This is a genomic window from Serratia sp. Ae19-1, assembly GCF_059801225.1.
The window spans coordinates 1092048-1116025 of record NZ_JBCHWD010000001.1 but is presented as its reverse complement, the minus strand read 5'-3'; the positions used below and the strand labels follow the sequence as shown (position 1 = coordinate 1116025).

Sequence of the window (23978 nt, the reverse complement as noted above, 5' to 3'; positions counted from 1 at the left end):
GTAACGGCGGGTTTTTTGCGTCACTTGCCGGCGAACCGGTCGGTGGCGATCATCAGTTGGTGCAAGATGCCCGGTTCGTCATACGAATGCCCCGCCCCTTCCACGATATGCAACTCCGCTTCCGGCCAGGCCTTGGCCAGATCCCAGGCGTTCTGCACCTGACAGGCCATGTCATAACGGCCGTGGACGATCACCGCCGGAATATGGCGGATCAGCGGCACGTTGCGCAGCAGCTGGTCGTCGCTTTCCAGGAACCCCAGATGGGTGAAGTAGTGGTTTTCAATACGGGCGAACGCCAGCGCGAAATCATCCTCGCCGAACGACGCAGACTCGCGGCTCGGCAGCAGCGTAACCGTCTCCCCTTCCCACACGCTCCACAGCTTGGCCGCTTCGAGCTGCACCTGCGGATCGGCCGAGGTCAGCCGCTGCCGGTAGGCGGCGATCACGTCTTTGCGCTCGTCATCCGACAGAATGGACAGCACGCGCTCCCATTTATCCGGGAAGAAGCGCGAAGCGCCGTCCTGGTAATACCAATGCAGCTCCTGCTTGCGCAGGGTGAAGATGCCGCGCAGCACCATTTCACTGACGCGTTCCGAGTGGGTCTGCGCATAGGCAAGCGCCAGCGTGGAACCCCAGGAACCGCCGAACACTAGCCACTGCTCAACGCCGGCCATTTCCCGCAGCCGCTCAATATCGGCCACCAAATGCCAGGTGGTGTTGTTGTCCAGGCTGGCGTGCGGACGGGAACGGCCGCAGCCGCGCTGATCGAACAGCAACACCTTATAGCGTTCGGGATCGAACAGCTGGCGATGGTGCGGAGAGATGCCGCCGCCCGGCCCGCCGTGAATGAAAACCGCCGGCTTACCGTTCGGGTTACCGCTCAGCTCCCAGTAGATCCGGTGGCCATCCCCAGTGTCCAGCCAACCGCTGTCGTATGCCGCTAACGGCGGGTACAAACCTCGTAATTGTTCCATGGCGCTTTCCGTCTCTCTGTGAGTCATGCTTTCATCAAAGCGGAAGCCGCCCGGCAGGTCAACGGTAAAACCTGAAAACTCAAACGCGCGCCGGGAACTCGGCGCGCGTTTGCTCAAAATCACAACGACCTGCTTGCAAAACGCCCACAGGCCCGATCAGTTCAGGCCTTGTGATACTTACCCGCTTTTACGCATATGCGGCTCGCGCATCTCCTGCGCGGTTTTCGCCTCGATACTCAGCTCCGCCGTCGGGCGCAGCAGCAAGCGCGCCAGCCCGATGGGTTCGCCGGTTTCGCGGCAGTAGCCGTATTCGCCGTTCTGCAAACGCGCCAGCGCCGCATCGATTTTCGGCAGCAGGCGGCTTTCGCGATCCAACTGGCGGAACAGCAAGCGCAGATCCTCTTCGCGCGCCGCCTTGTCGGCCTCATCGCCCGTCGCTTCGCCGCCGTCGATCTCGCTCTTCAGCTCATCGATATGCAACAGCAGCTTTTGCCGCTCATCCTGCAGCAGCTGACGGAAAAACGCCCGTTGAACCGAGTTCATATAATCAGAATCCGGCATGGCCAGCAGTTGCTGCGCATCCGGTAATGCCATCACAGTCATTGCGTTCTCCGAACATCAAAAGTGTAATATTATAACATAATAATTATTTTTATCACCCGGTCATCCAAAAACAAAATTTCACGTGCAAACAGCCGGTTAAGAGCAATTCGCACTTTGTCGCTTGCATCCTGCCGGCTTTAGGCGGTTAATGGCTGAGCAAGCCACCCAATCATAGGTAACGAGAGGCCATCATGAGTAAGGGAATGGATAGCAAAAAAAATGCGAAGAAGAAGCCGTTGAAAACCCCAGCAGAGAAACGTGCGGAGAAACGCGCCAAAAAAGCGCATCCGTCTGGTGAGTAAGCGTCCTTCCATCCGTCATTAAACCCGCCAAGGCGGGTTTTTTATTGCCTTACAGGAGAGATGGCCGATGCCCCGCTTCACCCTCGCTGCCGCCCAATACCCCGCCGCCGCGGCCGATATCGCCTGCAATCTTGAGCGTCATCTTGAATTTATCGCGCAGGCAGCCGATCGGCAGGTGCAGCTGCTGGTTTTTCCCGAACTGTCGCTGAGCGGCTATGAGTTGGCCGAGGCGCCTGCATTGGCGCTGACTCTGGATGATCCCCGCCTGCAGCCGCTCAGTGCGGCGGCGCGAGCGCGACAGATGACGATCATCGTCGGCGCGCCCTTACGCAGCGGCCCGGCATTGTATATCGCCGCCTTGATTTTTCGCCCCAGCGGCGCGCTAGCCACCTATACCAAACAGCATCTGCACGGCGCGGAACAGCAATACTTCTCGCCCGGTGTGGGCGGCTCGTTGCTGGCAATGCACCAGCAACGCATCGCGCTGGCTATCTGCGCCGACACCTCGCAACCCGCTCATGCCAGTGCCGCCGCACAGGCGGGTGCGCATATTTATGCCGCCGGCGTACTGATCTCTGAAGCGGGTTACGCGAAAGACAGCGCTGCGCTGGCGGGCTATGCCCGACGTTACGGCATGCTCACGCTGATGGCCAACCATGCGGCACCGACCGGCGGCTGGATCCCGGCGGGCCGCAGCGCCATCTGGGATGAAACGGGAGAGCGCCTGATTGCCGCGCCGGGCGACGCCCCCGGGCTGGTCATCGCGAGTAGGAGCGCCGACGGTTGGCACGGCCGCCTGTGCCGGTTAAGCTAAAGCCTGACGGCAACGCGGAGGAAAGCATGACGTTACGCGTAATAGATACCGAGACCTGCGGACTGGACGGCGGCGTGGTGGAAGTGGCCTCCCTCGATCTGCTCGACGGCCAGTTAACCAACCCGATGAGCGATCTGATCAGCCCGGATCGCCCCATTAGCCTCGACGCGATGGCGATTCACCACATCACCGAGCAAATGGTGGAAGGCAAACCGCGCATCGCGGTGGCGATCGGCCGCTATCAGGGCAGCCCCTACTATGTGGCACACAACGCCGCTTTCGATCGCGGCGTGCTGCCGGAGATGAACGGCGCCTGGATATGCACCCTCAAGCTGGCGCGCACGCTGTATCCGGACATCAAGTACGGCAACCAATATCTGCGCTACGCGCTGAACCTGGACGTGCAGCTGCCGGCTGACGCCACGCTGTACCCGCACCGTGCACTGTACGACTGCTACGTCACCGCCACGCTGCTGCAGCGCATCATCAAGGATTCGGGTTGGACGCCGGAGCAAATGGTGCAGATCACCGAACAACCGGTGCTGTTGAAGAAGTTCAAATTCGGCAAGTATCGCGGGCAGGAGATCGATCGCATCGCCCAGGAAGATCCCGGCTATCTGCGCTGGATGCTGAAATCCATCGACGATCTGAGCCCGGACATGAAACACACGCTGAAATACTATCTGATTGGCTAGCACAGCAGGCGGCGCAGGCCGCCCGCTGTTCGCCGTTACTCCGCCAGCGCCAGAATGAAGGCGTACTCCAGCGCAATATCCTCATAGGCCTTGAAGCGGCCGGATTTGCCGCCGTGGCCGGCATCCATGTCGGTATACAGCAGCAGCTGCCGATCGTCGGTTTTCAGCTCGCGCAGCTTGGCCACCCACTTGGCCGGCTCCCAATATTGCACCTGCGAATCGTGCAGGCCGGTGGTCACCAGCAGATGCGGGTATGCCTGCGCCTTCACCTGATCGTACGGGCTGTACTGCTTGATGTAGTCGTAATAGGCCTGCTCGTTCGGGTTGCCCCACTCGTCGTATTCGCCGGTGGTCAGCGGAATGGTCTCATCCAGCATGGTGGTCACCACGTCGACGAACGGCACCTGCGCCACCACACCGTGGAACAGCTGCGGCGCCTGGTTGATCACCGCGCCCATCAGCAGGCCGCCGGCGCTGCCGCCCATGGCGAACACCCGTTTGCCGTCGCCGTACCCCTGGGCGACCAGCGTTTCGGTCACGTCGATAAAGTCGTTGAAGGTGTTCTGCTTGTTGAACAACTTGCCGTCTTCATACCACAGCTGCCCCAGCTCGCCGCCGCCGCGAATGTGCGCCAGCGCGAACACGAAGCCGCGATCCAGCAGGCTCAGGCGGCTGGCGCTGAACGCCGGATCCATGCTGCTGCCGTAAGAGCCGTAACCGTACACCATCAGCGGGTTGGCGCCACGCTGGAAGCAGTCCTGGCGATACACCAGCGAGACCGGCACCTCGACGCCGTCGCGCGCTTTCACCCACACCCGCTCGCTGCGGTAGTTTTCCGGCGTGAAGTTCTTCACTTCCTGCTGCTTGAGCATCGTCCGCTCGCCGCTGTCCATGTTCAGCTCATACAGCGTGGTCGGGGTAGTCATCGACGAATAGCCGTAGCGCAACAGCGCGGTTTCCGGATCCGGGTTGTACGCCAGCCAGGTGGTGTAGGTCGGATCGTCGAAGGCGATGCGCTTCTCTTCGCCGCTTTGCCAGTGGATCTGGCGCAGCAGCGTCAGGCCGGCATTGCGCTCTTCCACCACCAGCCAGTCGCGGAACAGGCTGAAGCCCTCCAGCATCACGTCGGCGCGCGGGGCGATCAGCGTCTGCCACTGCGCTTCATCGGCCTGCTCGCTTTGGTACAGGCCGAAGTTCTTGCCGTCCTTGTTGGAGCGAATATAGAAATGCTGGTGATAGTGATCGATGGCGTACTCGTGATCCTTGCGGCGCGGCACGAACAGCTGCGGCTTGGCGTCCGCGCGATCGGCGTCCAGCAGCAGGATCTCCGAGGTGGTGGTGCTGCTCAGGTGGATCAGAATAAAGCGCTCGGAGGTGGTCTTCTCCAGCCCAACGTAGAAGGTATCGTCCTGCTCTTCGTAAATCAGCTCGTCCTGCTGCGGATCGCTGCCGACTACGTGGCGATAAACCTGATACGGCAACAGCGTCTTGGCGTGCTTGCGCACGTAGTACACCGTCGAGGAGTCGTTAGCCCACTCGAAGCTGCCGGAGGTATTTTCCAACACTTCGTCCGCCCAGCTGCCGTCGGCCAGGTTCTTGAAGCGAATGTCGTACTGGCGGCGCGACAGGAAATCTTCCGCTACCCCCAGCCGCTGATTGTCTGGACTGACGTCCAGCCCGCCCAGGGTGTAAAACTCGTGGTTCTCGGCGCGTTGGTTGCCGTCGATAAGCACATCCCACTGCTCACTCTCGGCCTGCGGCTGGCGCACGGAAATCGCGTATTCGTTACCCGGCTCGTAGCGCGTCTGATAGCGGTAGCCGTGGCGCACGTAAGGCACCGAATGTTCCTGCTGCGGAATGCGCGCCACCATCTCTTCATACAGAGTTTCGCGCAGCGCCTGCTGCGGCTTCAGCATCGCATCGGTGTAGGCGTTCTCCGCCTGCAGGTAGTCCAGCACCTGGCGGTCTGCGCGCTCGTCGTCGCGCAGCCAGTAGTAATCATCCACGCGCGTGTCGCCGTGGATGGTGATGGGATAAGGACGTTTTTCCGCTTTCGGTGGGGTCATCATTGCTAAATCATCCGCTTACATAGATTGCGGCAAGAGTGACACGATTCCCCCCGGCTTGCCAAGCGCCGCTACGCCAGCTCGCGCTTTTTCTCGTTGACCTCGCTCTCGATGCCCTGCTTGACGTCCGCCGGGATCTTCAGCGCCTGCGCCAGCGCATCGAGGTAGCCGCGCTCCATAAAGTGGTCGACGTCGATCACCAGACAGCTCAGGTAGTAAACCTCCAGCGCCTCGTCTTCATTTTGCACGCTGCGGGCGATCAATTCCGGGTTGAGCGGTTGATCGAGCGCTTCCTGCACCCAGCCCTGCGCCTCTTCCCCCACCTGCAGCTGCGCCAGGCTGTGATCGATGGCGCGCTGTTCGTCGGCATCGATATGGCCGTCGCTCTTGGCGGCGAACACCAGCGCCTGCACCAAACGTTTGGCGCGCAGATCCACCGGCGTGGTTTGCAAACCGAACTGCGGTTCGTCCTGATGGTTCTCTTTCACCCGCTGCTTATACTTGTTCCACAGCACCGCGCCCACCGCCGCGCTGCCGCCGATGATCAGCGCATTTTTGCCGAACTTGCCCACCAGCTTACGCGAGGATTTGTTGGCCAACAGCACGCCGACCAGACCGCCCAGCGCCGTGGGCGCCAGCAGCTTGCCGATGCCTTCCGCCCCGCCCATCGCGCCGGCCTTCTGCCCGATCAACGTTTGAATCTGCTGCATCCAGTTACTTTTCATCATCTACCCCTTGCGTGAAAAAGCGCGGCGCGCAGGCGCGGCCGAACCGACGGTAAACCGCCAGATTAGGGGATCTTTTGTCAATTTACGTCTGGGGGATGCAAACCTGTGTTTAGCGGATCGGCGGGCCGGACGGCCCGCCTTGATGGGCTGCGGCGTTACGCTTCTTCGTCGCCCGCTTCGTCGTCCTGCTCGTACTCCGCCAGCTCGTCGCGCATTGCCTGGATGGCATCGCGGGTCATCAGCGCCAGCGTGCGGTAGAAACCGGTGGTGGCGTGCGCTTCCACTTTGCCGAGGAAGCGGCCGCACCACGGCAGCAGAAACTCGTCGAACAGGGCGATCTGCGCCTGCGCTTCATCTTCCTGCGATTGATCTTCCAGCCAGGAAGCGGCCAGCAGCAGCTGGCCGAAATGGTCGGCCGGCGCCTCCGCCAGCGGCATGCCGCGCTGCTGCAGGAAGGTGCGCACTTCCGCTTCGCTGGCACCTTCGACGTAGTCGGAGCGGAACGGCGACACGCTGCATTCGCTGCCGACGAACATCGCGTTGAAGTCGGTCGCCAGTTGGTTGACGTCGCAACCCTGCTGCAGGCGCTTCAGCAGGTCATCCTGCTCCAGCGGCCAGTGTTGCTGCAGCTTGCCCTCTTTGATCAAGGCGAACAGCGGCACCAACAGCGGATCCTGCGGCTGGCGATAGAACAGCGTACCCAGCACGCGGCAGACAATGGAAAACTCATTCATGATAATGCCTTATACAATACGGAAAATTTTGCCGGGACGATGTCACAAATCGGCCAATTCCGCAATCGCCGGCTTGCCGCGCCGCTCGAGAAAATCCAGCAACCGGCGCGGGCTGACGTTGAGAATGCGCTCCTGCGGGAAGCCCACCTCTTCGATGATGCGCTCGCAGTGCTCGAAATTACCCAGTGAAAAAGCGACGTGCGAATCCGAACCCAGCGCCAGCCAGCCGCCGGCGTCGCGTACCGCGGCGGCGATCGCCCGGCAATTGGCCTCGCTGCCCTTGCGGGAGTGGGTGAACGACGAGTTATTCAGCTCCAGCGCCACTTCGTATTTGGCCGCCGCCGCCGCAACGGCGGGAATGTCGATCGGGTAACGCGGGTTGCCGGGGTGGCTGATGATATGCACGTCTCCCTGCGCCATCGCGGCGATCATCGCTTCAGTATTGGACGCTTTATCCTGCGGCGCAAACACCGGCTCATGGAAACCGGCGATGATCACGTCAGTGGCAGTCAGCATCGGGCCGGTGCAGTCGATGTCGCCCTGCAGGTTTTTGATGTTGGCTTCGATACCGCGCAAGATGCCCACGCCGTTCACCAGGCGCGGCCACACGTGCATGTTCATGAAGTGCCAATAGTGTGGCGCATCGGCCATGTCCGGGCCGTGATCGGTGATGGCGAACAGTTTGATGCCCTTCTGCTGGGCTTCGGCGATGTAATCGTGCAGCGTGCTGTAGGCGTGGGTGCTGGCGACGGTGTGCATATGCAAATCAACGGGGTACATTGTTTCTCCTTCCAGAGGGCCCGCCCGCAAAGGTACGGGCAGGCGCGATGACGATAACAGCTTATCAGTTACCGAACGGCGGCTGAAGGATCAGTAACCCCGTTGCCTGTCGACCACACCGGCCGGGGCATGCCCCGCCTCCAGCGCGCGAATGTTGGCGGCGATCTGATCCATCGCCTGCTGCGGCAACGTGATGGCAGCAATATGCGGGGTAATGGTGACACGCGGATGACGCCAGAACGGGTGATCCTGCGGCAGCGGTTCGCGGGCGAACACGTCCAGCGTGGCGGCGGCCAGCTGCCCCTGCTCGAGCGCCGCCAGCAGATCGGCTTCCACCAGATGCGCGCCACGCGCGATGTTGATGAGATAGGCGCCCGGCTGCAGCTGCGCGAACAGCTCGCGGTTGAGGATGCCGAGAGTCTCCGGCGTATTGGGCAGCAGGTTGATCAGCAGTTTGACGCCGTCGAGGAAGGCCGCGCGCTGCGCCTCTCCGGCAAAGCTTTGCACGCCGTCTAACTGTTTGGCGCTGCGGCTCCAGCAGCGCACGCTGAAGCCAAACTCGGTCAGCTTGCGCGCCACGCTCTGCCCCAGCACGCCGGCGCCGAGGATGCCGATGGTGAAATCCTCCAGCGAGTGCGGATCGAGCGGCTGCCACTCCTGCCGCTGCTGCAGCGCCTGATACTCGTCGAAACGGCGGAAATAGCGCAGCACATAGCTCAGCGCGTATTCCTGCATCTGCTGCGCCATGCCGGTATCTTCCAGCCGCAGCAGCGGCACGCCGGCTGGCAGCGTGCCGGGGTGTTTGCGCTCCTGATCGAGAATGGCGTCGACGCCGGCGCCGAGGGCGAACACCGCTTTCAGATCGCGGCGGTTGGCCAGCATCTCGTGCGGCGGGCGCCACACCAGCGCGTAATCGGCCGGCCGCTCGTCGCCGCGCTGCCACTCGCGGATCTCAGCCTGCGGCAGGCGCTGCTTGATGCCGGCCAGCCATTCCTGGGCGTTAAACAAGGGGTGGTAATAAATGATGTTCATTCTGCGGGCTCCGGTTTGTTTTTATTGGTTTTCCTCCAGCCTTCCGCGATTCGCCGCCGGATGCAAGCGTTAAAGCCCAAAATGAAAACAGCCCCGACCAGTGGGGCTGTTGTGCATACTCGCCAATCAGGCGGCGGACGGGCCATCGCGCCGGATAAGTCGCCGCAGCAGCGGAATGAGGATCAGCATCGCCACGCCGACGCCCGTCGCCCCCCAGCCCAGCGCGCTGAAGATTTCGCTGTAGCCGGGGTTGGTTTGCAGCGGCGTGCTGCCGCTGTTTTCCGGCATCAGGCCGGAGACGTAGCCCGCCAGCACCGAGGCGACGCCGGTCACCATCATCCAGCAGCCCATCATCACGCCCTGATAGCGCGGCGGCGCCAGCTTGCCAATCATCGCGTAACCGATCGGCGAGATCATCAATTCACCGACGCTTTGCAGCACATAGCTGATGACGATCCATTTGAACGCCACCAGCCCGTCGCCGCCCGCCATGCTGATGCCCAGCGGCAGCACCAGCATGCCCAGCCCGATGCAGAACAGCGAGCCGGAGAACTGCAGCGGAATGTCGATGTTGCAACCGCGAGCGCGCAGACGGTTGAACCACCAGGCGAGCAGCGGGCCGCCCACCACGATCACCAGCGTGTTGATGTTCTGGATCCACTGCGGCGCCACCTGAATGCCGTAAACGTTAAGGTTGATGTTGTGCTCGGAGAACAGCATCAGCCCCATCGGTGCCAGCTGATACAGCGCCCAGAACACCAGCGCCCCCAGCGCCAGGATCAGATAGGCCGCCATTCTGCGGCGCTCATCGCGCGGATGGTGGCGCAGCGTCACCACGCACAGCATCAGGAAGATCAACGCACCGAGCACGATCACGAAGTGGCCGCTGAACTCGGCGTGGGTCAGCATCACGCGGATGATCGGCACTAGCGCCACCAGCACCGCCAGCCCGACCAGCATACGCCAGCGGTATTGGCTGCGGCTGGCGCCGTGCAGCGGCGTATTGAGATCCGCCAGAATGCGCCAGCGGCAGACGGCGACGATGATCGCCGCGGCGTTGCCCAGCGTGGCAAACAGGAACAGCGCGCGGTAGTTTTCCGTCAGTTGGAAATAACCGGCCACGGTAAAGCCGACGAAGAACCCGAGGTTCATGCCGGCGTAGTTCCACAGGAACGCCGATTCGCGCCGATCGTCGTCCGGTTTGAAACGCTGGGTGAGCATCATATTGATGCAGGTGACGTTGAGGCCGCTGCCGGTCAGGAACATCGCCAGCCCCCAGTACAGCCCCCACACGCCCGCGACGGCAATCAGCGCACAGCCGATCACCTGCAATACCATGCCGAGCACGAACAGGTTGCGGTTGCTGAGGAAACGGCCGCCGAGGTAGCCGCCGAACATATGCAGACCATAGTTGAAGGCGCCGAACACGCCCATCATGGCGTTGGCGCTGCTTTCGTTGAAGCCCAGCCGCTTGGTGGCGTACAGCACCAGCGTAGAGTAGAGCACGGCGAAACCCAGCGTGGCGAAGATCTGGATGAAGAACAGCGCTCCCGCACCGGGCGGAATGGCATGGCGCGCTTGCGGCGCCGGCATGGCATCTGAAGGAGTCAAAACGAACCTCTACTGCATTATTATGTAATGAGTCTGTCCCTGTCTGCGATATCGCCGGCCTGTCATCCGGCAATCTGCGCCGCGACGTGATGTTCCTTGCCAAAAACGCCGCGCTGACATGATTCCATTTAGCGACACATCTGACTAATAATCCAGTATTAATGCATATAACATCAAGAACCCCCATCTCAATGGCGACATATTGAGCTATCTGTACAGAAAAAAGTCAAACAATCGTCTTTTATGGATTCTGACCGCTGGTTGCCCTGCCCGCCGGCGGCCAAGAGTGGGAATATCGTTCGGTAAATCAGCAAATTGCTGCAAGTTTGGCTAAACAGTCATGAGAATGAAATAAGAGGGTTGACGCTGAGATCAGATTCTCCTACATTAGCGCCCGTCGACAGCGCAAGGCGTTATCGATGACAAAACGGTGAGGTGTCTGAGTGGCTGAAGGAGCACGCCTGGAAAGTGTGTATACGCGAAAGTGTATCGAGGGTTCGAACCCCTCTCTCACCGCCAAATTCGAAGAGAAAGCCTGGATTCACGTCCAGGCTTTTTTTTTTTGCATGGTGCACAGCCGAGAGGGGTGAGAAGCCTCGACAGGGTTCGACAAAACGCCTGCGTTTTGGACCGCCAACGGCGGCCCGCAGGGTGAGCGCAGCGAATCAAGCCCTCTCTCACCGCCAAATTCAAAGAGAAAGCCTGGGCTCGCGTCCAGGCTTTTTTTTGCGTGGTGCACAGCCGAGAGGGGCGGCACAGCGCCTCTCCCCACCCTCTGTGACAGTGATTCCCATTTCCGCCGGTTATCAACGAACCTTACCCCTGATGTTCTCGCTCTTTCATGGCTTCCGCCCTGCCGTTCGCCGCAGTTTTCAGCAAAGTGCGCACAGCTTGAGCGGACAAACAAAAACACAGAAATTATTCTTGACCGGATCGGCCCCACTCCCTATAGTAGCGCCCCGTTGCAGCGATGATTTCGCAACAAAAAAATATGGTGAGGTGTCCGAGTGGCTGAAGGAGCACGCCTGGAAAGTGTGTATACGCGAAAGTGTATCGAGGGTTCGAATCCCTCCCTCACCGCCATATTCTACGAAGAAGCCTGAACTCACGTTCAGGCTTTTTTGTATGCGTAGCGCACTGACCGGGAGGGTGAAAACCCTCGACAGGGTTCGACAAAACGCCCGCGTTTTGGACCGCCAACGGCGGCCCGCAGGGTGAGCGCAGTGAATCTATCCCTCCCTCACCGCCATATTCTAACGAGAAAGCCTGAGCGAAAGTTCAGGCTTTTTTGTATGCACAGCGCACCCACCGCGAGGGAGCCATCCTCGACAGAGACACAAGCTGTCGACCATAATGCCCTCAAAGGTAAGTCAATGCGTAATGCAAGGAAGAAACGTGACGCGTAAGAAGAAAGGTAATGCCCCGCGGCCAAAGACCGGCCCCGTTAAAGAAAAGTCGAATAACCGCCTGACGAAAATATCGGCGTTTTTGGTCGGCTCAGGGATTCTCGTGGCTGTATTGGGCGCCGCCTATCAGTACTTCGCGGGCAGCGTTTCATTAGCTTTTGTGCAATCCGTCGGAAGAGCCTATGAATTCCAACTGACGAACGACACGCCTTCGGATCGTACGATAAAGTCCTTCCGCATCATTCCCCCCGACGTCCAACAAGTGATCTATAAAGTCACCGAGGATGTGTACGCCACCCGCGATGAACAAGGGCGACTCACCTTGCCAGGCGGCAACGAGAGTTATGTTCCCGCAGCGGAATTCAAAGAGCTTGATGGCCAACGCTTATCCGCGAACTCCTCATTAAAGTTTCGCGTGCCGCCGCTTTCCAATCGCACCTGGATGGCACCGGAGGCGGCCATCGTTGATATTCACTATGAAATCAACTCGTCAAACCCGCTACTTGCCGCTATTGAAGGCACATTTGACGCCCTGGGCCTTTACTCTCGCCAGCACAAGGTTCGCTACCTGGTCATTGAGAACTACTGGACGCCTTCTCGTTCAAACTCCCTCAACGAGGCCATTCGCATATTCTGCCGCGACAGCGATACGGTGGCAAAGTCAGGCAGTTGCGACACGCTTTAAACCGGCACCGCTAGCGGAGACAAAAAAGCCCGAACGCAAATTCAGGCTTTTTTATCCCCACTGCCGCACCGCTCAGTGGTGCGTGCGCCCCATCGCCGTCGGCTGCGCCAGCGCGCGGCGCCAATCGCCCGGCGTTTGGCCGAACTGGCGTTTGAAACTGCGGTTGAACGACTGCTGTGAGTCGAAGCCGAGCGAGATCGCCACGCTGACGATAGGTTCGCCGCTGTTGGCCAGACGCTCCGCCGACACCTTCAGTTTTTGCATGCGGATATACTCCCCGAGCGCATAGCCGGTCTGGCGCTTGAACATGCGCTGCAGGTGCCATTTGGAATAGCCCGCGCGGTCCGCTACGGTGTTGATATCCAGCTTTTCTTCCAGATTGTTGTCGATCCACGCCTTCAAATCGGTAATGAAACCCGTCGTGTTCATGCTGATGCTCCCATCATGTCGGCAGGGTCAACCACTGCCCAATGCACATACGTTGCAACAGTTTCGCTTTAAATGCAATTTTTATTATTGCATTTACCAGAAAGCCGCCTCTATACTCCACCCAATTAATGTAACCGATATTGATACATTAATGTGACACCAATATGTTTCAAAACCTAACGTTGCGCCGCAGCAAGGCGCAACACCCCTTCCGCCGCAGGTGGGCAAGAAGGGAAAGCCCGGATGACAGGGCTGGGTATGGGGCCGGACTGCGCTTACTTATCGGAATAAAAATAATGGCAAATCAACCAAACTCATCGTTCAACGCCGGCGGCCGCCCGCGCGCCGTCGCTCTGGGTCAGCGGCTCTTAGGGGTCGCGCTGCTGGCCGCCCTGCTCGCCGGGTGCGACAACAGCGTCGCGCACAATGCCCCGCCGCCGCCGCCAGTGGTCAGCGCCGCCAACGTGGTGGTCAAACCGATCAGCCAATGGGATGCATTCAACGGCCGGGTCGAAGCGGTACAGAGCGTGCAGCTGCGGCCGCGGGTTTCCGGCTATATCGATCGGGTCAATTACACCGAAGGCGACGAAGTGAAAAAAGGCCAGGTGCTGTTCACCATCGACGATCGCACCTATCGCGCCGCGCGCGAACAGGCGCAGGCGGAGCTGGTGCGGGCGCGCAATCAGGCGGCGCTGGCGCGCAGCGAATCCTCACGCACCGAGAAACTGATCGGCACCCAGGCCATCTCGCAGGAAGTGTGGGAACAGCGGCGTTCGTCCGCCGCTCAGGCGCAAAGCAACGTGCTGGCGGCGCAGGCCCAGCTCGACATGGCGCAGCTGAATCTCGATTTTACCCGCGTTACCGCGCCGATAGACGGGCGCGCCAGCCGCGCGATGATCACCGCCGGCAACCTGGTCACCGCCGGCGACAGCGCCAGCGTGTTGACGACGCTGGTGTCGCTCGACAAGGTTTACGTCTATTTCGACGTGGATGAAGCCACCTTCCTGCGCTATCAACAGCAGGGCCGGCACGACGCCCGTTTACCGGTGAAGGTCGGCCTGGTGGGTGAAGACGGCACCCCGCATCAGGGGTGGGTGGACTTCACCGATAACCAGCTGAACGCCGGTACCGGCACCATCCGCATGCGCGCCCTGCTCGACAACCGCGAGCGCCGCTTCACGCCGGGGCTGTTCGCCCGGGTGCAGATGCCCGGCAGCGCCGAGTTCAACGCCCTGCTGATCGACGATAAAGCGGTGATGACCGACCAGAATCGCAAGTTCGTTTATATCGTCGATAAAGACGGCAAGGCGCAGCGCCGCGACATCGACGTGGGCCGCATGGCCGAAGGATTGCGCATCGTGCAAAAAGGCCTGGCGAGCGGCGATCGGGTGATCGTCGACGGCATGCAGAAAGTGTTTATGCCGGGCATGCCGGTCGACGCGAAAAGCGTCGCGATGACCACCACCGCTTCCGCACTCAACTAAGCCCCCAGCAGAGAATTCTGACCCATGGACTTTTCCCGTTTTTTCATCGACCGGCCGATCTTCGCCGCGGTGCTGTCGATCCTGATTTTTGTCGCCGGGGTGATCGCCATTCCGCTGCTGCCGATCAGCGAGTACCCGGACGTGGTGCCGCCCAGCGTACAGGTGCGCGCCGAATACCCGGGCGCCAACCCGAAAGAGATCGCTGAAACGGTGGCGACGCCGCTGGAAGAAGCGATCAACGGCGTCGAAAACATGATGTACATGAAATCGGTAGCCGGTTCCGACGGCGTGCTGGTGACCACCGTCACCTTCCGCCCGGGCACCGATCCCGATCAGGCGCAGGTGCAGGTGCAAAACCGCGTGGCGCAGGCCGAAGCGCGCCTGCCGGAAGACGTGCGCCGCCAGGGGATCACCACCCAGAAACAATCCCCGGCGCTGACGCTGGTGGTGCATCTGGTATCGCCTTCCGGCAAGTACGACTCGCTGTACCTGCGCAACTACGCCACCCTCAAGGTCAAGGATGAGCTGGCCCGTCTGCCGGGCGTCGGCCAGGTGCAGATCTTCGGCGCCGGCGAATACGCGATGCGCATCTGGCTCGATCCGAACAAGGTCGCTGCGCGCGGGCTGACCGCTTCCGACGTGGTGAGCGCTATGCAGGAGCAGAACGTGCAGGTCTCCGCCGGCCAGCTCGGCGCGGAGCCGATGCCGACGCGCAGCGACTATCTGCTGTCGATCAACGCCCAGGGGCGCCTGCAAACCGAAGAAGAGTTCGGCAACATCATCCTCAAGAGCGGCGACAACGGCGAGATCGTGCGGCTGCGCGACGTGGCGCGCATCGAAATGGGCTCCGGCAGCTACGCGCTGCGCGCCCAGCTCAATAACAAGGATGCGGTCGGCATCGGCATATTCCAGTCGCCGGGCGCCAACGCCATCGAGCTGTCGGACGCGGTGCGCGGCAAGATGGCCGAGCTGGCGACCCGCTTCCCGGACGGCATGAGCTGGAAGTCGCCATACGACCCGACGGTATTCGTGCGCGACTCGATCCGCGCGGTGGTAGATACCCTGCTGGAAGCGGTGATCCTGGTGGTGCTGGTGGTCATTCTGTTCCTGCAGACCTGGCGCGCCTCGATCATTCCGCTGCTGGCGGTACCGATCTCCGTGGTCGGCACCTTCGCCGCGCTGTATTTGCTGGGCTTCTCGCTCAACACCCTCAGCCTGTTCGGGCTGGTGCTGGCGATCGGCATCGTGGTGGATGACGCCATCGTGGTGGTGGAAAACGTCGAGCGTAATATCGAAGAGGGGCTGTCGCCGTTGGCGGCGGCGCACCAGGCGATGCGCGAGGTCTCCGGCCCGATCATCGCCATCGCCGTGGTGCTATGCGCGGTGTTCGTGCCGATGGCGTTCCTTTCCGGCGTCACCGGCCAGTTCTACAAGCAGTTCGCCGTCACCATCGCCATCTCGACGGTGATCTCCGCCATCAACTCGCTGACCCTGTCGCCAGCGCTGGCGGCACGCTTGCTGAAACCGCACGGCGCGCCGAAAGATCTGCCGTCGCGCCTGATCGACCGGCTGTTCGGCTGGCTGTTCCGGCCGTTCAACCGCTTCTTCGCCAGCGGTTCGCAACGCTACCAACAGGGCGTCTCCCGCGTGTTGGGCCGGCGCGGCGCGGTGTTCGTCGTCTACCTGCTGCTGCTGGCCGCCGCCGGCGTGATGTTCAAGACCGTGCCCGGCGGGTTTATCCCGACGCAGGACAAGCTGTACCTGATCGGCGGCGTGAAGATGCCGGAAGGCGCCTCGCTGGAGCGCACCGATGCGGTGATCCGCAAGATGAGCGCCATCGGCCTGAGCGTGGACGGCGTCACCGATGCGGTGGCCTTCCCCGGCCTGAACGCGCTGCAGTTCACCAATACGCCGAATACCGGCACGGTGTTCTTCGCGCTGGAGTCATTGAGCACCCGAACCCGCACCGCAGCGCAGATCAACGCCGAGATCAACACACGCATTTCGCAGATCCAGGAAGGCTTCGCCTTCTCGATCATGCCGCCGCCGATCCTCGGCATCGGCCAGGGCTCCGGCTATTCGCTCTACGTGCAGGATCGCGCCGGGCTGGGTTACGGCGCGCTGCAGACGGCGATCAACACCCTGTCCGGCGCCATTATGCAAACGCCGGGAATGGGATTCCCGATCTCCTCGTATCAGGCCAACGTGCCGCAGCTGGACGCCAAAATCGATCGCGACAAGGCCAAGGCGCAGGGGGTGCCGCTCAACGCGCTGTTCAGCACGCTGCAGACCTACCTCGGTTCGTCTTACATCAACGACTTCAACCGTTACGGCCGCACCTGGAAGGTGATGGCGCAGGCCGACGGCCAGTTCCGCGACAGCGTGGAAGACATCGCCAACCTGCGTACCCGCAACGATAAGGGCGAAATGGTGCCAATCGGCAGTATGGTCAGCATCGGCACCACCTACGGCCCGGATCCGGTGATCCGTTACAACGGCTTCCCGGCGGCGGACCTGGTCGGCGACGCCGATCCGCGCGTGCTCTCCTCTACCCAGGCGATGGGCGCGCTGACGCAGATGGCCGGCAAGCTGTTGCCGAACGGCATGAACATTCAGTGGACCGATCTGAGTTACCAGCAATCGACCCAGGGCAACGCCGCGCTGGTGGTGTTCCCAGTGGCGGTGCTGCTGGCGTTCCTCGCGCTGGCGGCGCTGTACGAAAGCTGGACGCTGCCGCTGGCAGTGATCCTGATCGTGCCGATGACCATGCTGTCGGCGCTGTTCGGCGTGTGGCTGACCGGCGGCGACAACAACGTGTTCGTGCAGGTCGGGCTGGTCGTTCTGATGGGGCTGGCCTGCAAGAACGCCATTCTGATCGTCGAGTTCGCCCGCGAACTGGAAATGCAGGGCAAAGGCATCGTCGAAGCAGCGCTGGAGGCCTGCCGCCTGCGGCTGCGGCCGATCGTGATGACCTCCATCGCCTTCATCGCCGGCACCATCCCGCTGATCCTTGGCCATGGCGCCGGCGCCGAAGTGCGCGGCGTCACCGGCATTACGGTGTTCTCCGGCATGCTGGGGGTCACCCTGTTCGGGCTGTTCCTGACGCCGGTGTTCTACGTCACCTTGCGGCGCCTGGTGGCGCGCAAAGCGCAGCCGCAGACGGCGTAATCATCATCCTGAAATGCAAAAAGGTCGGGCAATGCCCGACCTTTTTTATGCGCTCCATCCGGCATTATTTACCGGCGGCTTCAGCCTCTTGCTCGGCGGCGTATTCCGCGCAGGCGCGCTTGTCGCCCCGCTCCAACTCGGCCAGCGAGTCGGCCACGGTATGGCGCGCCAGCACCGCGAGCGAAGCCTGCTCCGCTTCGTTCACCACCGATTTGAAATACCAACAGGCGTTGGCGCTCACCAGGCAGCGGGCCGGCACTTCAGGGCGAGAGGCCCAGATGCGCTTGTCGTCGATTACCGCCAGATAGATATCCCGCAGGGTAATCTCTTCCGCCGGACGACCGAGGTGGATAGAGCCGTTTCGGCCCAGGGTGGACACGATGATGCCGTCTTTGGTCAGCGGCACCATCAGTTTGCGGATAAAGCTCGGGTTGGCTTCCAGAGCAGCGGCGAGCGTGGCGCTCGTCGAACGCATGCCCTGCTTCTCAGCTACGGCGACGCTAAGGACCATTTGCAACGCTGTCGGAAAGCGAAAATCTAACATGTCGTTATCTCTGCGAGACGAAATACTCGGGTTTGGCCGGTGCGGCGATTGGCGCCGATAACACCGTTTAATCGCACAATAATATAACAAACGCAGGGGCTTTTTTGAAGTTTTGCCCAGTGATATCGCACGCAGACATTAGAACAATCGCCGAATTCTCCGGCGAACAAAAACAGAAACCCGCGTCAATGTTAACGCCGCTCGCTTAACCGGGTTAAACGATCAGAACTAACACTGCCCGCGGGCTTAATTCGAATGCTGTGATCAGGCTCTGTTCAGCACCAGCTGGCCGTTTTTATCCAACGGGATTTGCGTGCCCGGATCGTGATCCATGCGGATCTTACCCTGCTGATTGCCGATCTTGTAAGTCACGTCATAACCCAACATTTTCTGGGACTTGTCATAGACCGTTTTGCAACGCTGCTGAACGCTGGTGGTGACGTCATTGTTCTGCATCGCCCCTTGCACCTGGTTGCCGGCATAGCCGCCGCCCAGCGCGCCCACTACGGTCGCCACGTCGCGCCCGCGACCGCCGCCGAACTGGTGGCCGATCACGCCGCCCGCCACTGCGCCCAGCACGGAGCCGGCGATGCGGTTTTCATCCTGCACCGGGGCACGGTGCGTAACGGTAACGTTGCGGCATTCCTGACGCGGCGTTTTGATGGTTTCTTTAATCGGCGTTGCGGCGAGCACCTGCGCGTATTGCGGACCGGCAGAAAAGACGTCCAGGCTGGCTACCGCGGCGATCCCCAGAGCGGCAGCGATACCAATCCCAACACCGGCTAACATTGACTTGTTCACAGGAAACCTCCTGAAAGTGTTACCACGCATTTTTTCCGGGGTCTGTTACCGGCATGGCACCGCGCTTATTGTTTTGCGCATGGGCGGCTTGCGGTATCCCGGTTTACGGCGTGCGCGACGCGCCGTCTGTAAACGAGGTAAAGTCTGCACAATGATTTGAGGGCTCGCAATAAGACAAGGGGACCAAAAATGCGGGAAAACGGCCGTTTGACCGCTGTTTAGGAGGAATCTTAAGAATTTTACCCATGTCCGCGACAGCTTATGCTGAAGAATCAAGCAACCGCCGCCGTTCGCCTTACGCCGCCATAAAAAAACCCGCGCAGGCGAACCGGCGCGGGTTGGTCGATAAGGGCAGGATCAGTGCATCTTCAGACGCGGGCGGATCACCCGGTTGATGCCGCCCACCAGCATCATCAGGCCGGTTTTGATGTAGCCGTGCAGCGCCACCTGGTGCATGCGGTACAGCGAGATGTAGACGAAGCGCGCGATGCGCCCTTCCACCATCATCGAACCGCGCATCAGGTTGCCCATCAGGCTGCCGACGGTGCTGAAGCGCGACAGCGACACCAGCGAGCCGTGGTCTTTATACACGTAAGGCTTCAGCGTCTGGCCGTTCATCAGCGCCAGGATGTTGGTAGCGCAGCGTGAGGCCATCTGGTGCGCCGACTGGGCGCGCGGCGGCACGAAACCGCCGCCCTCTTTCGGGCAGGAGGCGCAGTCGCCGATGGCGAAAATGTTCGGATCGCGCGTGGTCTGCAGCGTTGGCTCCACCACCAGCTGGTTGATGCGGTTGGTTTCCAGGCCGCCGATGTCCTTCATGAAGTCCGGCGCCTTGATGCCGGCCGCCCACACCATCAGATCGGCGTCGATGAACTCGCCGCCCTTGGTGTTCAGGCCCTTGGCATCGGCGCTGGTCACCATGGTGTTGGTCAGCACGCGCACGCCCAGTTTGATCAGCTCCTGGTGCGCGGCGGCGGAAATGCGCGGTGGCAGCGCCGGCAGAATGCGCTCGCCGGCTTCCACCAGCGTCACGTTCAGCGCGCTGTTGTCCAGGCCTTCGAAACCGTAGCTGTGCAGCTGTTTCACCGCATTGTGCAGTTCAGCGGACAGTTCAACGCCGGTGGCGCCGCCGCCGACGATGGCGATGTTGACCCGCTCTTTTTGCCCCGGCTGCGCCGAGAACTTCAGGAACAGGTTGAGCATTTCGTTGTGGAAACGACGCGCCTGATGCGGGTTATCCAGGAAGATGCAGTGCTCTTTCACGCCCGGCGTACCGAAATCGTTCGAGGTGCTGCCCAGCGCCATCACCAGGATGTCGTACGGCAGATCGCGCGCCGGCACCAGCTCGCCGCCCTGCTCATCGCAGATCTGCGCCAGCTGCAGCGTTTGTGCCTCGCGGTTGATGTTGGTCAACGACCCCAACTGGAAGCTGAAATGATGATTGCGCGCGTGCGCCAGGTAGCTGAGCGCATCCACGCCATCATCGAGGGAGCCGGTCGCCACTTCGTGCAGCAACGGTTTCCACAAATGGCTGTGGTTGCGATCCACCAACGTGATCTCCGCTTTGTTCTTGCGGCCGAGCTTATGGCCCAAGCTGGTCGCCAGCTCCAGACCACCGGCGCCGCCGCCGACAATAACGATTTTCTTCTTTGGCGTTGTCAAAATAACCCCCTAAATGTGAACCATTTGTTATTCCAGGGTAAATAAATAATATCCTTAGAATACATAGGGTTCGCGTAAAATAATTCGGCTCTCTGCAGCCAGAATAGCATGTGAGGTTATTTGGTCATACCAAAATTGACGTACATCAAATTTTTTTGGTTAAAGGCTGGACGAGGGGATTTTTTGGGGATTGTGATTCAAATAGTTAGCGCTGAGTCACAGTTTTAAATTTTGCCGATTGCCACCTCAAATTTAGTCTTGGTGCACAAAAAAGCCGCACTTTCCGTCGGTGAAAAACGGCAGGCGCGGCTCGCGGCGGCGTTATGAAACTGTTAACCCAGCGCCTTAAACGCCTTGAGCCGCTGCAGATGCGGCGAGATGTTTTTGAACTTGTGCGTCTGCTGTTCGTCCCAGACGATTTCGTAATAGTGATGCAGCAATTCGGCGCTGCGTCGGTTATCCAGCACCTCATCGCGCCGCGACAGCACCACCAGGCAGCGATCGCGGTTTTTCTCGCGGAAATCCTCCACGCACTTGGTGGCGATATCGCGATACTCTTCCGGCCGGTCTATCTTGCCGTGCATGTGTTCTTCCGGGTACAGATTGGGATTGAACATCGCCTGGCGAATGCCGCACAGGAAGCCGATGCGCTCAGCCCAGAAACCGCCGAGGCCAACCCCGCAGATCAACGGGTGCGCGTCGCCGCCCTGCTGCACCGCCTTGTCCACCTCTTTCAACAGATGCTGCATGTCGTGACGCGGATGCAGCGTGCTGTAGCTGATAAAGCGCACGTCCGGATCGATAAACTGTAGCTGTAACACCTTTTCATGATTGCCGGGACTGGTGGAATCGAAGCCGTGCAAATAGATAATCATGTGGATCCTCGCAACAAGCCAAGGGCCGCGGGCGCGACCCTCATCATTTCCGCTCTGCGCCGCGATGCGGCGCCTGGATTCACCCTTGCGAACGCTGCTTGTGCTCCTCCCAGCGTTCGCTCAGCGCGCTGAGCGCCTTGTGCGCCTGCTGCCAGCGCTCGGAGGCGCGCAGTTCCTGACGGGTGAACTGACCGCGATGATATAACCGCTTCACCTTCTCTGCTTTGACCGGGGACAGGTTATCCAACACGCTGACCGCACCGGCGCGGTTGTTGCACACCAGGATCATGTCGCAACCGGCATCCAGCGTCGCCTGGCCGCGCTCGGCGTAGCTGCCCATGATGGCGGCGCCTTCCATCGATAGATCGTCGGAAAAAATCACGCCGTCGAAGCCCAGTTCCTGCCGCAGGATCTGCTGCAGCCAGTAAGGCGAACCACTGGCCGGACGCGGGTCCGCTTCAGTATAGATGACGTGGGCCGGCATGACGGCGTCCAGCAGTTGGCGGTTGATCAGCTCACGGAAGATCGCCATGTCGTGCTCGCGGATCTGCGCCAGCGGCCGCGGATCGCGCGGGGTTTCCTTGTGCGAATCGGCGCTGACGGCGCCGTGCCCCGGGAAGTGCTTGCCGGTGGTTTTCATGCCGGCGCTGTGCATACCGAGAATAAAGCGTTCCGCCATCGCCAGCGCCTGCTGCGGATCGCTGTGGAACGAACGCTCGCCGATCGCCGCGCTACCGTGGCCGATGTCCAGCACCGGCGCAAAGCTGATGTCGATATCCTGCGCGATCATTTCCGCCGCCATCAGCCAGCCGGCCTCCTGCGCCAGACGGCCGCCTTCCTGCGCATCGTGCAGCGCCGCGAACGACTGCGCCGCCGGTAAACGGGTGAAGCCTTCGCGGAAGCGCTGCACGCGCCCGCCCTCCTGGTCTACCGCCACCACCAGCCGATCGTGCGAAGCGGCGCGGATCTGCCGCACCAGCTCACGCAGCTGCTCCGCATCGTGGAAATTGCGGGTAAACAGGATCAATCCGCCAACCAGCGGGTGTTTCAAAATCTCGCGTTCTTCTGCATCCAGCTCGTAGCCGGCGACATCTAGCATTACTGGGCCCACGGGCACCTCACTTCATTATTGTTCGTTCAGAATTCGGATGATGATAAACAGAATCGCCGGCGCAGCGCGGCGCCCCAGCGCAAAAATTCAACGTCGCCGCTCTGCTGCCAGCGCACTTCAAACCACAGCAGCATCAGATAATCCACCCACGGCAGCCAGCGGCGCACCTGCGCCTGCAGCCGGGCGAGGTCGTGATAGCCCTGGCGCGCGTACTGCTGCAAAAAACGCTGTTGCTGCTCGGCCGCCCAGCCGTTGCCGCGAAACAGCGCGGCGATATCCAGCGCCACGTCGCCGTCGGCGGCATACTCCCAGTCGATCAGCCGCAGCCCCTCGCCGGTCGCGAGCAGATTGCCCGGATGGATATCCATGTGCAGCGGTGCCAGCTTCAACGCTGGCGGCAGCTCGCTGTGCAAAAAGTGATGCTGCCAGCGCAGCCAAAGGGGGGTTAAACGCCGCCTGTCCAACAGCTGCCAGTAACGAATGAACTGCCGACGCAGATCCAGCCGGTAACCGCTGAGCGGCCGCCGATGCAGCGCCGCCGCCATCGCCGCCAGCTCGCCGCGCTGGTTCAGCGCGGCAAATTCGGCATTTGTGACGACGTCACCTTCGAGCCATTCGAGCACCAGCCACTGATTATTCTGCGCGAAAACCCGTGGCCCCAGCCCCGACGCGCAGCGGCGCAAGACCTGTGCTTCCCGCCATCGGCTCACCCCCAGCGCGCGTTTCTCCGCGCTGTGTTGCCGCGCCAACAGCGTGATGCCCGAACCGTCGATGCGCCAGCTCTCGCCGGTCAGCCCTTGCACCGGGCTGAAATGACAACCGGCGGTATTCACCGCCGGCAGTCTGGTTTCCATCAATCGTCGCAGCGCGGCCTCAGCGTTTAACGGCGCCATTGCCCGACCAGACGATCTCGCCGGTTTGCACCAGCATCAGCTGCATATCCAGCGCCGGCGACTTCACGTCGCCGCTGACGTCGCTGTACAGCACGTACTGCGCGCCGACGATGCGCGCCAGGCCGATCGCCTTGCTGCGTGAGCCGAAGCTGTCATCCGCCGACAGGCCCAACGTTTGTCTGGCGCTGGTCAGCTTCGCTTCCGGTACCACGCTGAAGGTGGAGTTCGACGCCAGCGCCTTATACAGCGCCGCGGTGGCTTTGCCCATCTGCAGCGAGCCGTTGGTATTGTTCTTGACGCTGTCCAGCAGCAGCACGCTGCCAGCCGTCACGCCATCGGCCTTCAACATCTGCCCTACCAGCGGCTGAACGCTGCCCAGCCAGTCGAGCTGCTGAATTTTCGGCGGCTGCGGCACCGGCTCGGTGGTTGGCGGCTGCGGCTGTTCTACCGGCGGCTTCGGCTGTTCCGGCTCGACGGTGACCGGCGGCAACGGCTGATCCGGCTCAGGCTGGCGCGACAGGCAACCGCTCAGGGTTAATGCGGCCAGCGCCACTAAGACGTACTTTTTCATGCTTTTTCTC

At 61.1% G+C, this 23978-nt stretch carries 21 protein-coding genes, 2 tRNA genes and 2 other RNA genes; 9 read left to right on the top strand and 16 right to left on the bottom strand.

Translation table 11 applies throughout. The annotated features are described in order from the left end of the window. Nucleotides 1-20 precede the first annotated feature (20 nt). Entirely contained in the window at nucleotides 21-974 is a 954-nt protein-coding gene (gene pip, locus AAIE04_RS05445; RefSeq protein WP_498576628.1) for a prolyl aminopeptidase, read from the bottom strand. A gap of 177 nt (nucleotides 975-1151) precedes the next feature. Further along, entirely contained in the window at nucleotides 1152-1577 is a 426-nt protein-coding gene (gene dksA / locus AAIE04_RS05440) for an RNA polymerase-binding protein DksA (RefSeq protein ID WP_154746940.1), read from the bottom strand. Nucleotides 1578-1946: 369 nt separating this feature from the next. On the opposite strand from dksA, the gene AAIE04_RS05435 reads away from it, so the two are divergent. Beyond that, a complete protein-coding gene (locus tag AAIE04_RS05435) occupies nucleotides 1947-2693 on the top strand; it encodes a carbon-nitrogen hydrolase family protein (RefSeq protein ID WP_498576627.1) in 747 nt (248 codons plus the stop codon). Between the two features lie 26 nt (nucleotides 2694-2719). Then, complete coding sequence (exoX, locus tag AAIE04_RS05430; protein ID WP_490837151.1) at nucleotides 2720-3388, top strand: exodeoxyribonuclease X; 669 nt, start codon at nucleotides 2720-2722, stop codon at nucleotides 3386-3388. Nucleotides 3389-3423: 35 nt separating this feature from the next. Here exoX and AAIE04_RS05425 read toward each other — a convergent pair whose 3' ends face one another. The 6 genes from AAIE04_RS05425 to AAIE04_RS05400 all read right to left on the bottom strand — a co-directional run bounded on the left by AAIE04_RS05425 (nucleotide 3424) and on the right by AAIE04_RS05400 (nucleotide 10321). Continuing rightward, entirely contained in the window at nucleotides 3424-5457 is a 2034-nt protein-coding gene (locus tag AAIE04_RS05425) for a S9 family peptidase (RefSeq protein ID WP_498576626.1), read from the bottom strand. Between the two features lie 68 nt (nucleotides 5458-5525). Then, the gene (locus AAIE04_RS05420) at nucleotides 5526-6179 is read right to left on the bottom strand and encodes a tellurite resistance TerB family protein (protein WP_498576641.1); all 654 of its coding nucleotides are present in this window, start codon (nucleotides 6177-6179) and stop codon (nucleotides 5526-5528) included. A gap of 158 nt (nucleotides 6180-6337) precedes the next feature. Beyond that, entirely contained in the window at nucleotides 6338-6916 is a 579-nt protein-coding gene (locus tag AAIE04_RS05415) for a TorD/DmsD family molecular chaperone (RefSeq protein WP_019455786.1), read from the bottom strand. 42 nt (nucleotides 6917-6958) lie between these two features. Next, entirely contained in the window at nucleotides 6959-7696 is a 738-nt protein-coding gene (locus AAIE04_RS05410; RefSeq protein WP_049202798.1) for a phosphatase, read from the bottom strand. Between the two features lie 90 nt (nucleotides 7697-7786). After that, nucleotides 7787-8728: a glyoxylate/hydroxypyruvate reductase GhrA gene (gene ghrA, locus AAIE04_RS05405; RefSeq protein WP_074054500.1), complete on the bottom strand. Its 942-nt coding sequence runs from the start codon at nucleotides 8726-8728 to the stop codon at nucleotides 7787-7789. Nucleotides 8729-8854: 126 nt separating this feature from the next. Then, the gene (locus AAIE04_RS05400; protein WP_498576640.1) at nucleotides 8855-10321 is read right to left on the bottom strand and encodes a peptide MFS transporter; all 1467 of its coding nucleotides are present in this window, start codon (nucleotides 10319-10321) and stop codon (nucleotides 8855-8857) included. Nucleotides 10322-10768: 447 nt separating this feature from the next. Here AAIE04_RS05400 and AAIE04_RS05395 point away from each other — a divergent pair. The 5 genes from AAIE04_RS05395 to AAIE04_RS05375 all read left to right on the top strand — a co-directional run bounded on the left by AAIE04_RS05395 (nucleotide 10769) and on the right by AAIE04_RS05375 (nucleotide 12430). Continuing rightward, a tRNA-Ser gene (locus tag AAIE04_RS05395) sits at nucleotides 10769-10858 on the top strand. A 46-nt stretch (nucleotides 10859-10904) separates the two neighbouring features. Next, nucleotides 10905-11025: non-coding RNA, RtT sRNA (locus AAIE04_RS05390), on the top strand. A gap of 307 nt (nucleotides 11026-11332) precedes the next feature. After that, nucleotides 11333-11422, top strand: a tRNA-Ser gene (locus AAIE04_RS05385). 46 nt (nucleotides 11423-11468) lie between these two features. Beyond that, nucleotides 11469-11588: non-coding RNA, RtT sRNA (locus AAIE04_RS05380), on the top strand. A gap of 146 nt (nucleotides 11589-11734) precedes the next feature. Further along, nucleotides 11735-12430: a hypothetical protein gene (locus AAIE04_RS05375; RefSeq protein ID WP_498576625.1), complete on the top strand. Its 696-nt coding sequence runs from the start codon at nucleotides 11735-11737 to the stop codon at nucleotides 12428-12430. Between the two features lie 72 nt (nucleotides 12431-12502). On the opposite strand, the gene AAIE04_RS05370 is transcribed toward AAIE04_RS05375, so the two are convergent. Next, nucleotides 12503-12859, bottom strand: a complete 357-nt coding sequence (locus tag AAIE04_RS05370) for a helix-turn-helix domain-containing protein (protein WP_019455813.1) — start codon at nucleotides 12857-12859, stop codon at nucleotides 12503-12505. Nucleotides 12860-13155: 296 nt separating this feature from the next. Here AAIE04_RS05370 and sdeA point away from each other — a divergent pair, with 296 nt between their 5' ends. Both sdeA and sdeB read left to right on the top strand, forming a co-directional pair. After that, nucleotides 13156-14343 carry a multidrug efflux RND transporter periplasmic adaptor subunit SdeA gene (gene sdeA, locus AAIE04_RS05365; RefSeq protein WP_435981390.1) on the top strand — a complete coding sequence of 396 codons (1188 nt, stop codon included), beginning with the start codon at nucleotides 13156-13158 and terminating at the stop codon, nucleotides 14341-14343. 24 nt (nucleotides 14344-14367) lie between these two features. Then, entirely contained in the window at nucleotides 14368-17511 is a 3144-nt protein-coding gene (sdeB, locus tag AAIE04_RS05360; protein ID WP_498576624.1) for a multidrug efflux RND transporter permease subunit SdeB, read from the top strand. A 64-nt stretch (nucleotides 17512-17575) separates the two neighbouring features. On the opposite strand, the gene AAIE04_RS05355 is transcribed toward sdeB, so the two are convergent. The 7 genes from AAIE04_RS05355 to lpoB form a co-directional block, all read right to left on the bottom strand. Then, on the bottom strand, nucleotides 17576-18055 hold the full coding sequence (locus AAIE04_RS05355; protein ID WP_015377469.1) for an RrF2 family transcriptional regulator: 480 nt from the start codon (nucleotides 18053-18055) through the stop codon (nucleotides 17576-17578). Between the two features lie 264 nt (nucleotides 18056-18319). Beyond that, nucleotides 18320-18856 (bottom strand): glycine zipper 2TM domain-containing protein, encoded by a 537-nt coding sequence (locus tag AAIE04_RS05350; protein WP_004928798.1) that lies wholly within the window; start codon nucleotides 18854-18856, stop codon nucleotides 18320-18322. Nucleotides 18857-19213: 357 nt separating this feature from the next. Continuing rightward, a complete protein-coding gene (locus AAIE04_RS05345) occupies nucleotides 19214-20518 on the bottom strand; it encodes an NAD(P)/FAD-dependent oxidoreductase (protein ID WP_019455817.1) in 1305 nt (434 codons plus the stop codon). A 332-nt stretch (nucleotides 20519-20850) separates the two neighbouring features. Beyond that, a complete protein-coding gene (gene ycfP / locus AAIE04_RS05340; protein ID WP_019455818.1) occupies nucleotides 20851-21393 on the bottom strand; it encodes an alpha/beta hydrolase YcfP in 543 nt (180 codons plus the stop codon). Between the two features lie 79 nt (nucleotides 21394-21472). Then, nucleotides 21473-22492: a beta-N-acetylhexosaminidase gene (nagZ, locus tag AAIE04_RS05335; protein ID WP_498576623.1), complete on the bottom strand. Its 1020-nt coding sequence runs from the start codon at nucleotides 22490-22492 to the stop codon at nucleotides 21473-21475. A 38-nt stretch (nucleotides 22493-22530) separates the two neighbouring features. Next, entirely contained in the window at nucleotides 22531-23397 is an 867-nt protein-coding gene (thiK, locus tag AAIE04_RS05330; protein WP_498576622.1) for a thiamine kinase, read from the bottom strand. Further along, nucleotides 23378-23968 (bottom strand): penicillin-binding protein activator LpoB, encoded by a 591-nt coding sequence (gene lpoB / locus AAIE04_RS05325; protein ID WP_019455821.1) that lies wholly within the window; start codon nucleotides 23966-23968, stop codon nucleotides 23378-23380. Before lpoB ends, thiK begins: the two co-directional genes overlap by 20 nt. Between the last annotated feature and the right edge of the window lie 10 nt (nucleotides 23969-23978).

Coding starts and splice junctions, on each gene's coding strand:
- pip (WP_498576628.1), bottom strand. CDS start 974: ATGGAACAATTACGAGGTTTGTACCCGCCGTTAGCGGCATACGACAGC.
- dksA (WP_154746940.1), bottom strand. CDS start 1,577: ATGACTGTGATGGCATTACCGGATGCGCAGCAACTGCTGGCCATGCCG.
- AAIE04_RS05435 (WP_498576627.1), top strand. CDS start 1,947: ATGCCCCGCTTCACCCTCGCTGCCGCCCAATACCCCGCCGCCGCGGCC.
- exoX (WP_490837151.1), top strand. CDS start 2,720: ATGACGTTACGCGTAATAGATACCGAGACCTGCGGACTGGACGGCGGC.
- AAIE04_RS05425 (WP_498576626.1), bottom strand. CDS start 5,457: ATGATGACCCCACCGAAAGCGGAAAAACGTCCTTATCCCATCACCATC.
- AAIE04_RS05420 (WP_498576641.1), bottom strand. CDS start 6,179: ATGAAAAGTAACTGGATGCAGCAGATTCAAACGTTGATCGGGCAGAAG.
- AAIE04_RS05415 (WP_019455786.1), bottom strand. CDS start 6,916: ATGAATGAGTTTTCCATTGTCTGCCGCGTGCTGGGTACGCTGTTCTAT.
- AAIE04_RS05410 (WP_049202798.1), bottom strand. CDS start 7,696: ATGTACCCCGTTGATTTGCATATGCACACCGTCGCCAGCACCCACGCC.
- ghrA (WP_074054500.1), bottom strand. CDS start 8,728: ATGAACATCATTTATTACCACCCCTTGTTTAACGCCCAGGAATGGCTG.
- AAIE04_RS05400 (WP_498576640.1), bottom strand. CDS start 10,321: ATGCCGGCGCCGCAAGCGCGCCATGCCATTCCGCCCGGTGCGGGAGCG.
- AAIE04_RS05370 (WP_019455813.1), bottom strand. CDS start 12,859: ATGAACACGACGGGTTTCATTACCGATTTGAAGGCGTGGATCGACAAC.
- sdeA (WP_435981390.1), top strand. CDS start 13,156: ATGGCAAATCAACCAAACTCATCGTTCAACGCCGGCGGCCGCCCGCGC.
- sdeB (WP_498576624.1), top strand. CDS start 14,368: ATGGACTTTTCCCGTTTTTTCATCGACCGGCCGATCTTCGCCGCGGTG.
- AAIE04_RS05355 (WP_015377469.1), bottom strand. CDS start 18,055: ATGTTAGATTTTCGCTTTCCGACAGCGTTGCAAATGGTCCTTAGCGTC.
- ycfP (WP_019455818.1), bottom strand. CDS start 21,393: ATGATTATCTATTTGCACGGCTTCGATTCCACCAGTCCCGGCAATCAT.
- nagZ (WP_498576623.1), bottom strand. CDS start 22,492: ATGCTAGATGTCGCCGGCTACGAGCTGGATGCAGAAGAACGCGAGATT.
- thiK (WP_498576622.1), bottom strand. CDS start 23,397: ATGGCGCCGTTAAACGCTGAGGCCGCGCTGCGACGATTGATGGAAACC.
- lpoB (WP_019455821.1), bottom strand. CDS start 23,968: ATGAAAAAGTACGTCTTAGTGGCGCTGGCCGCATTAACCCTGAGCGGT.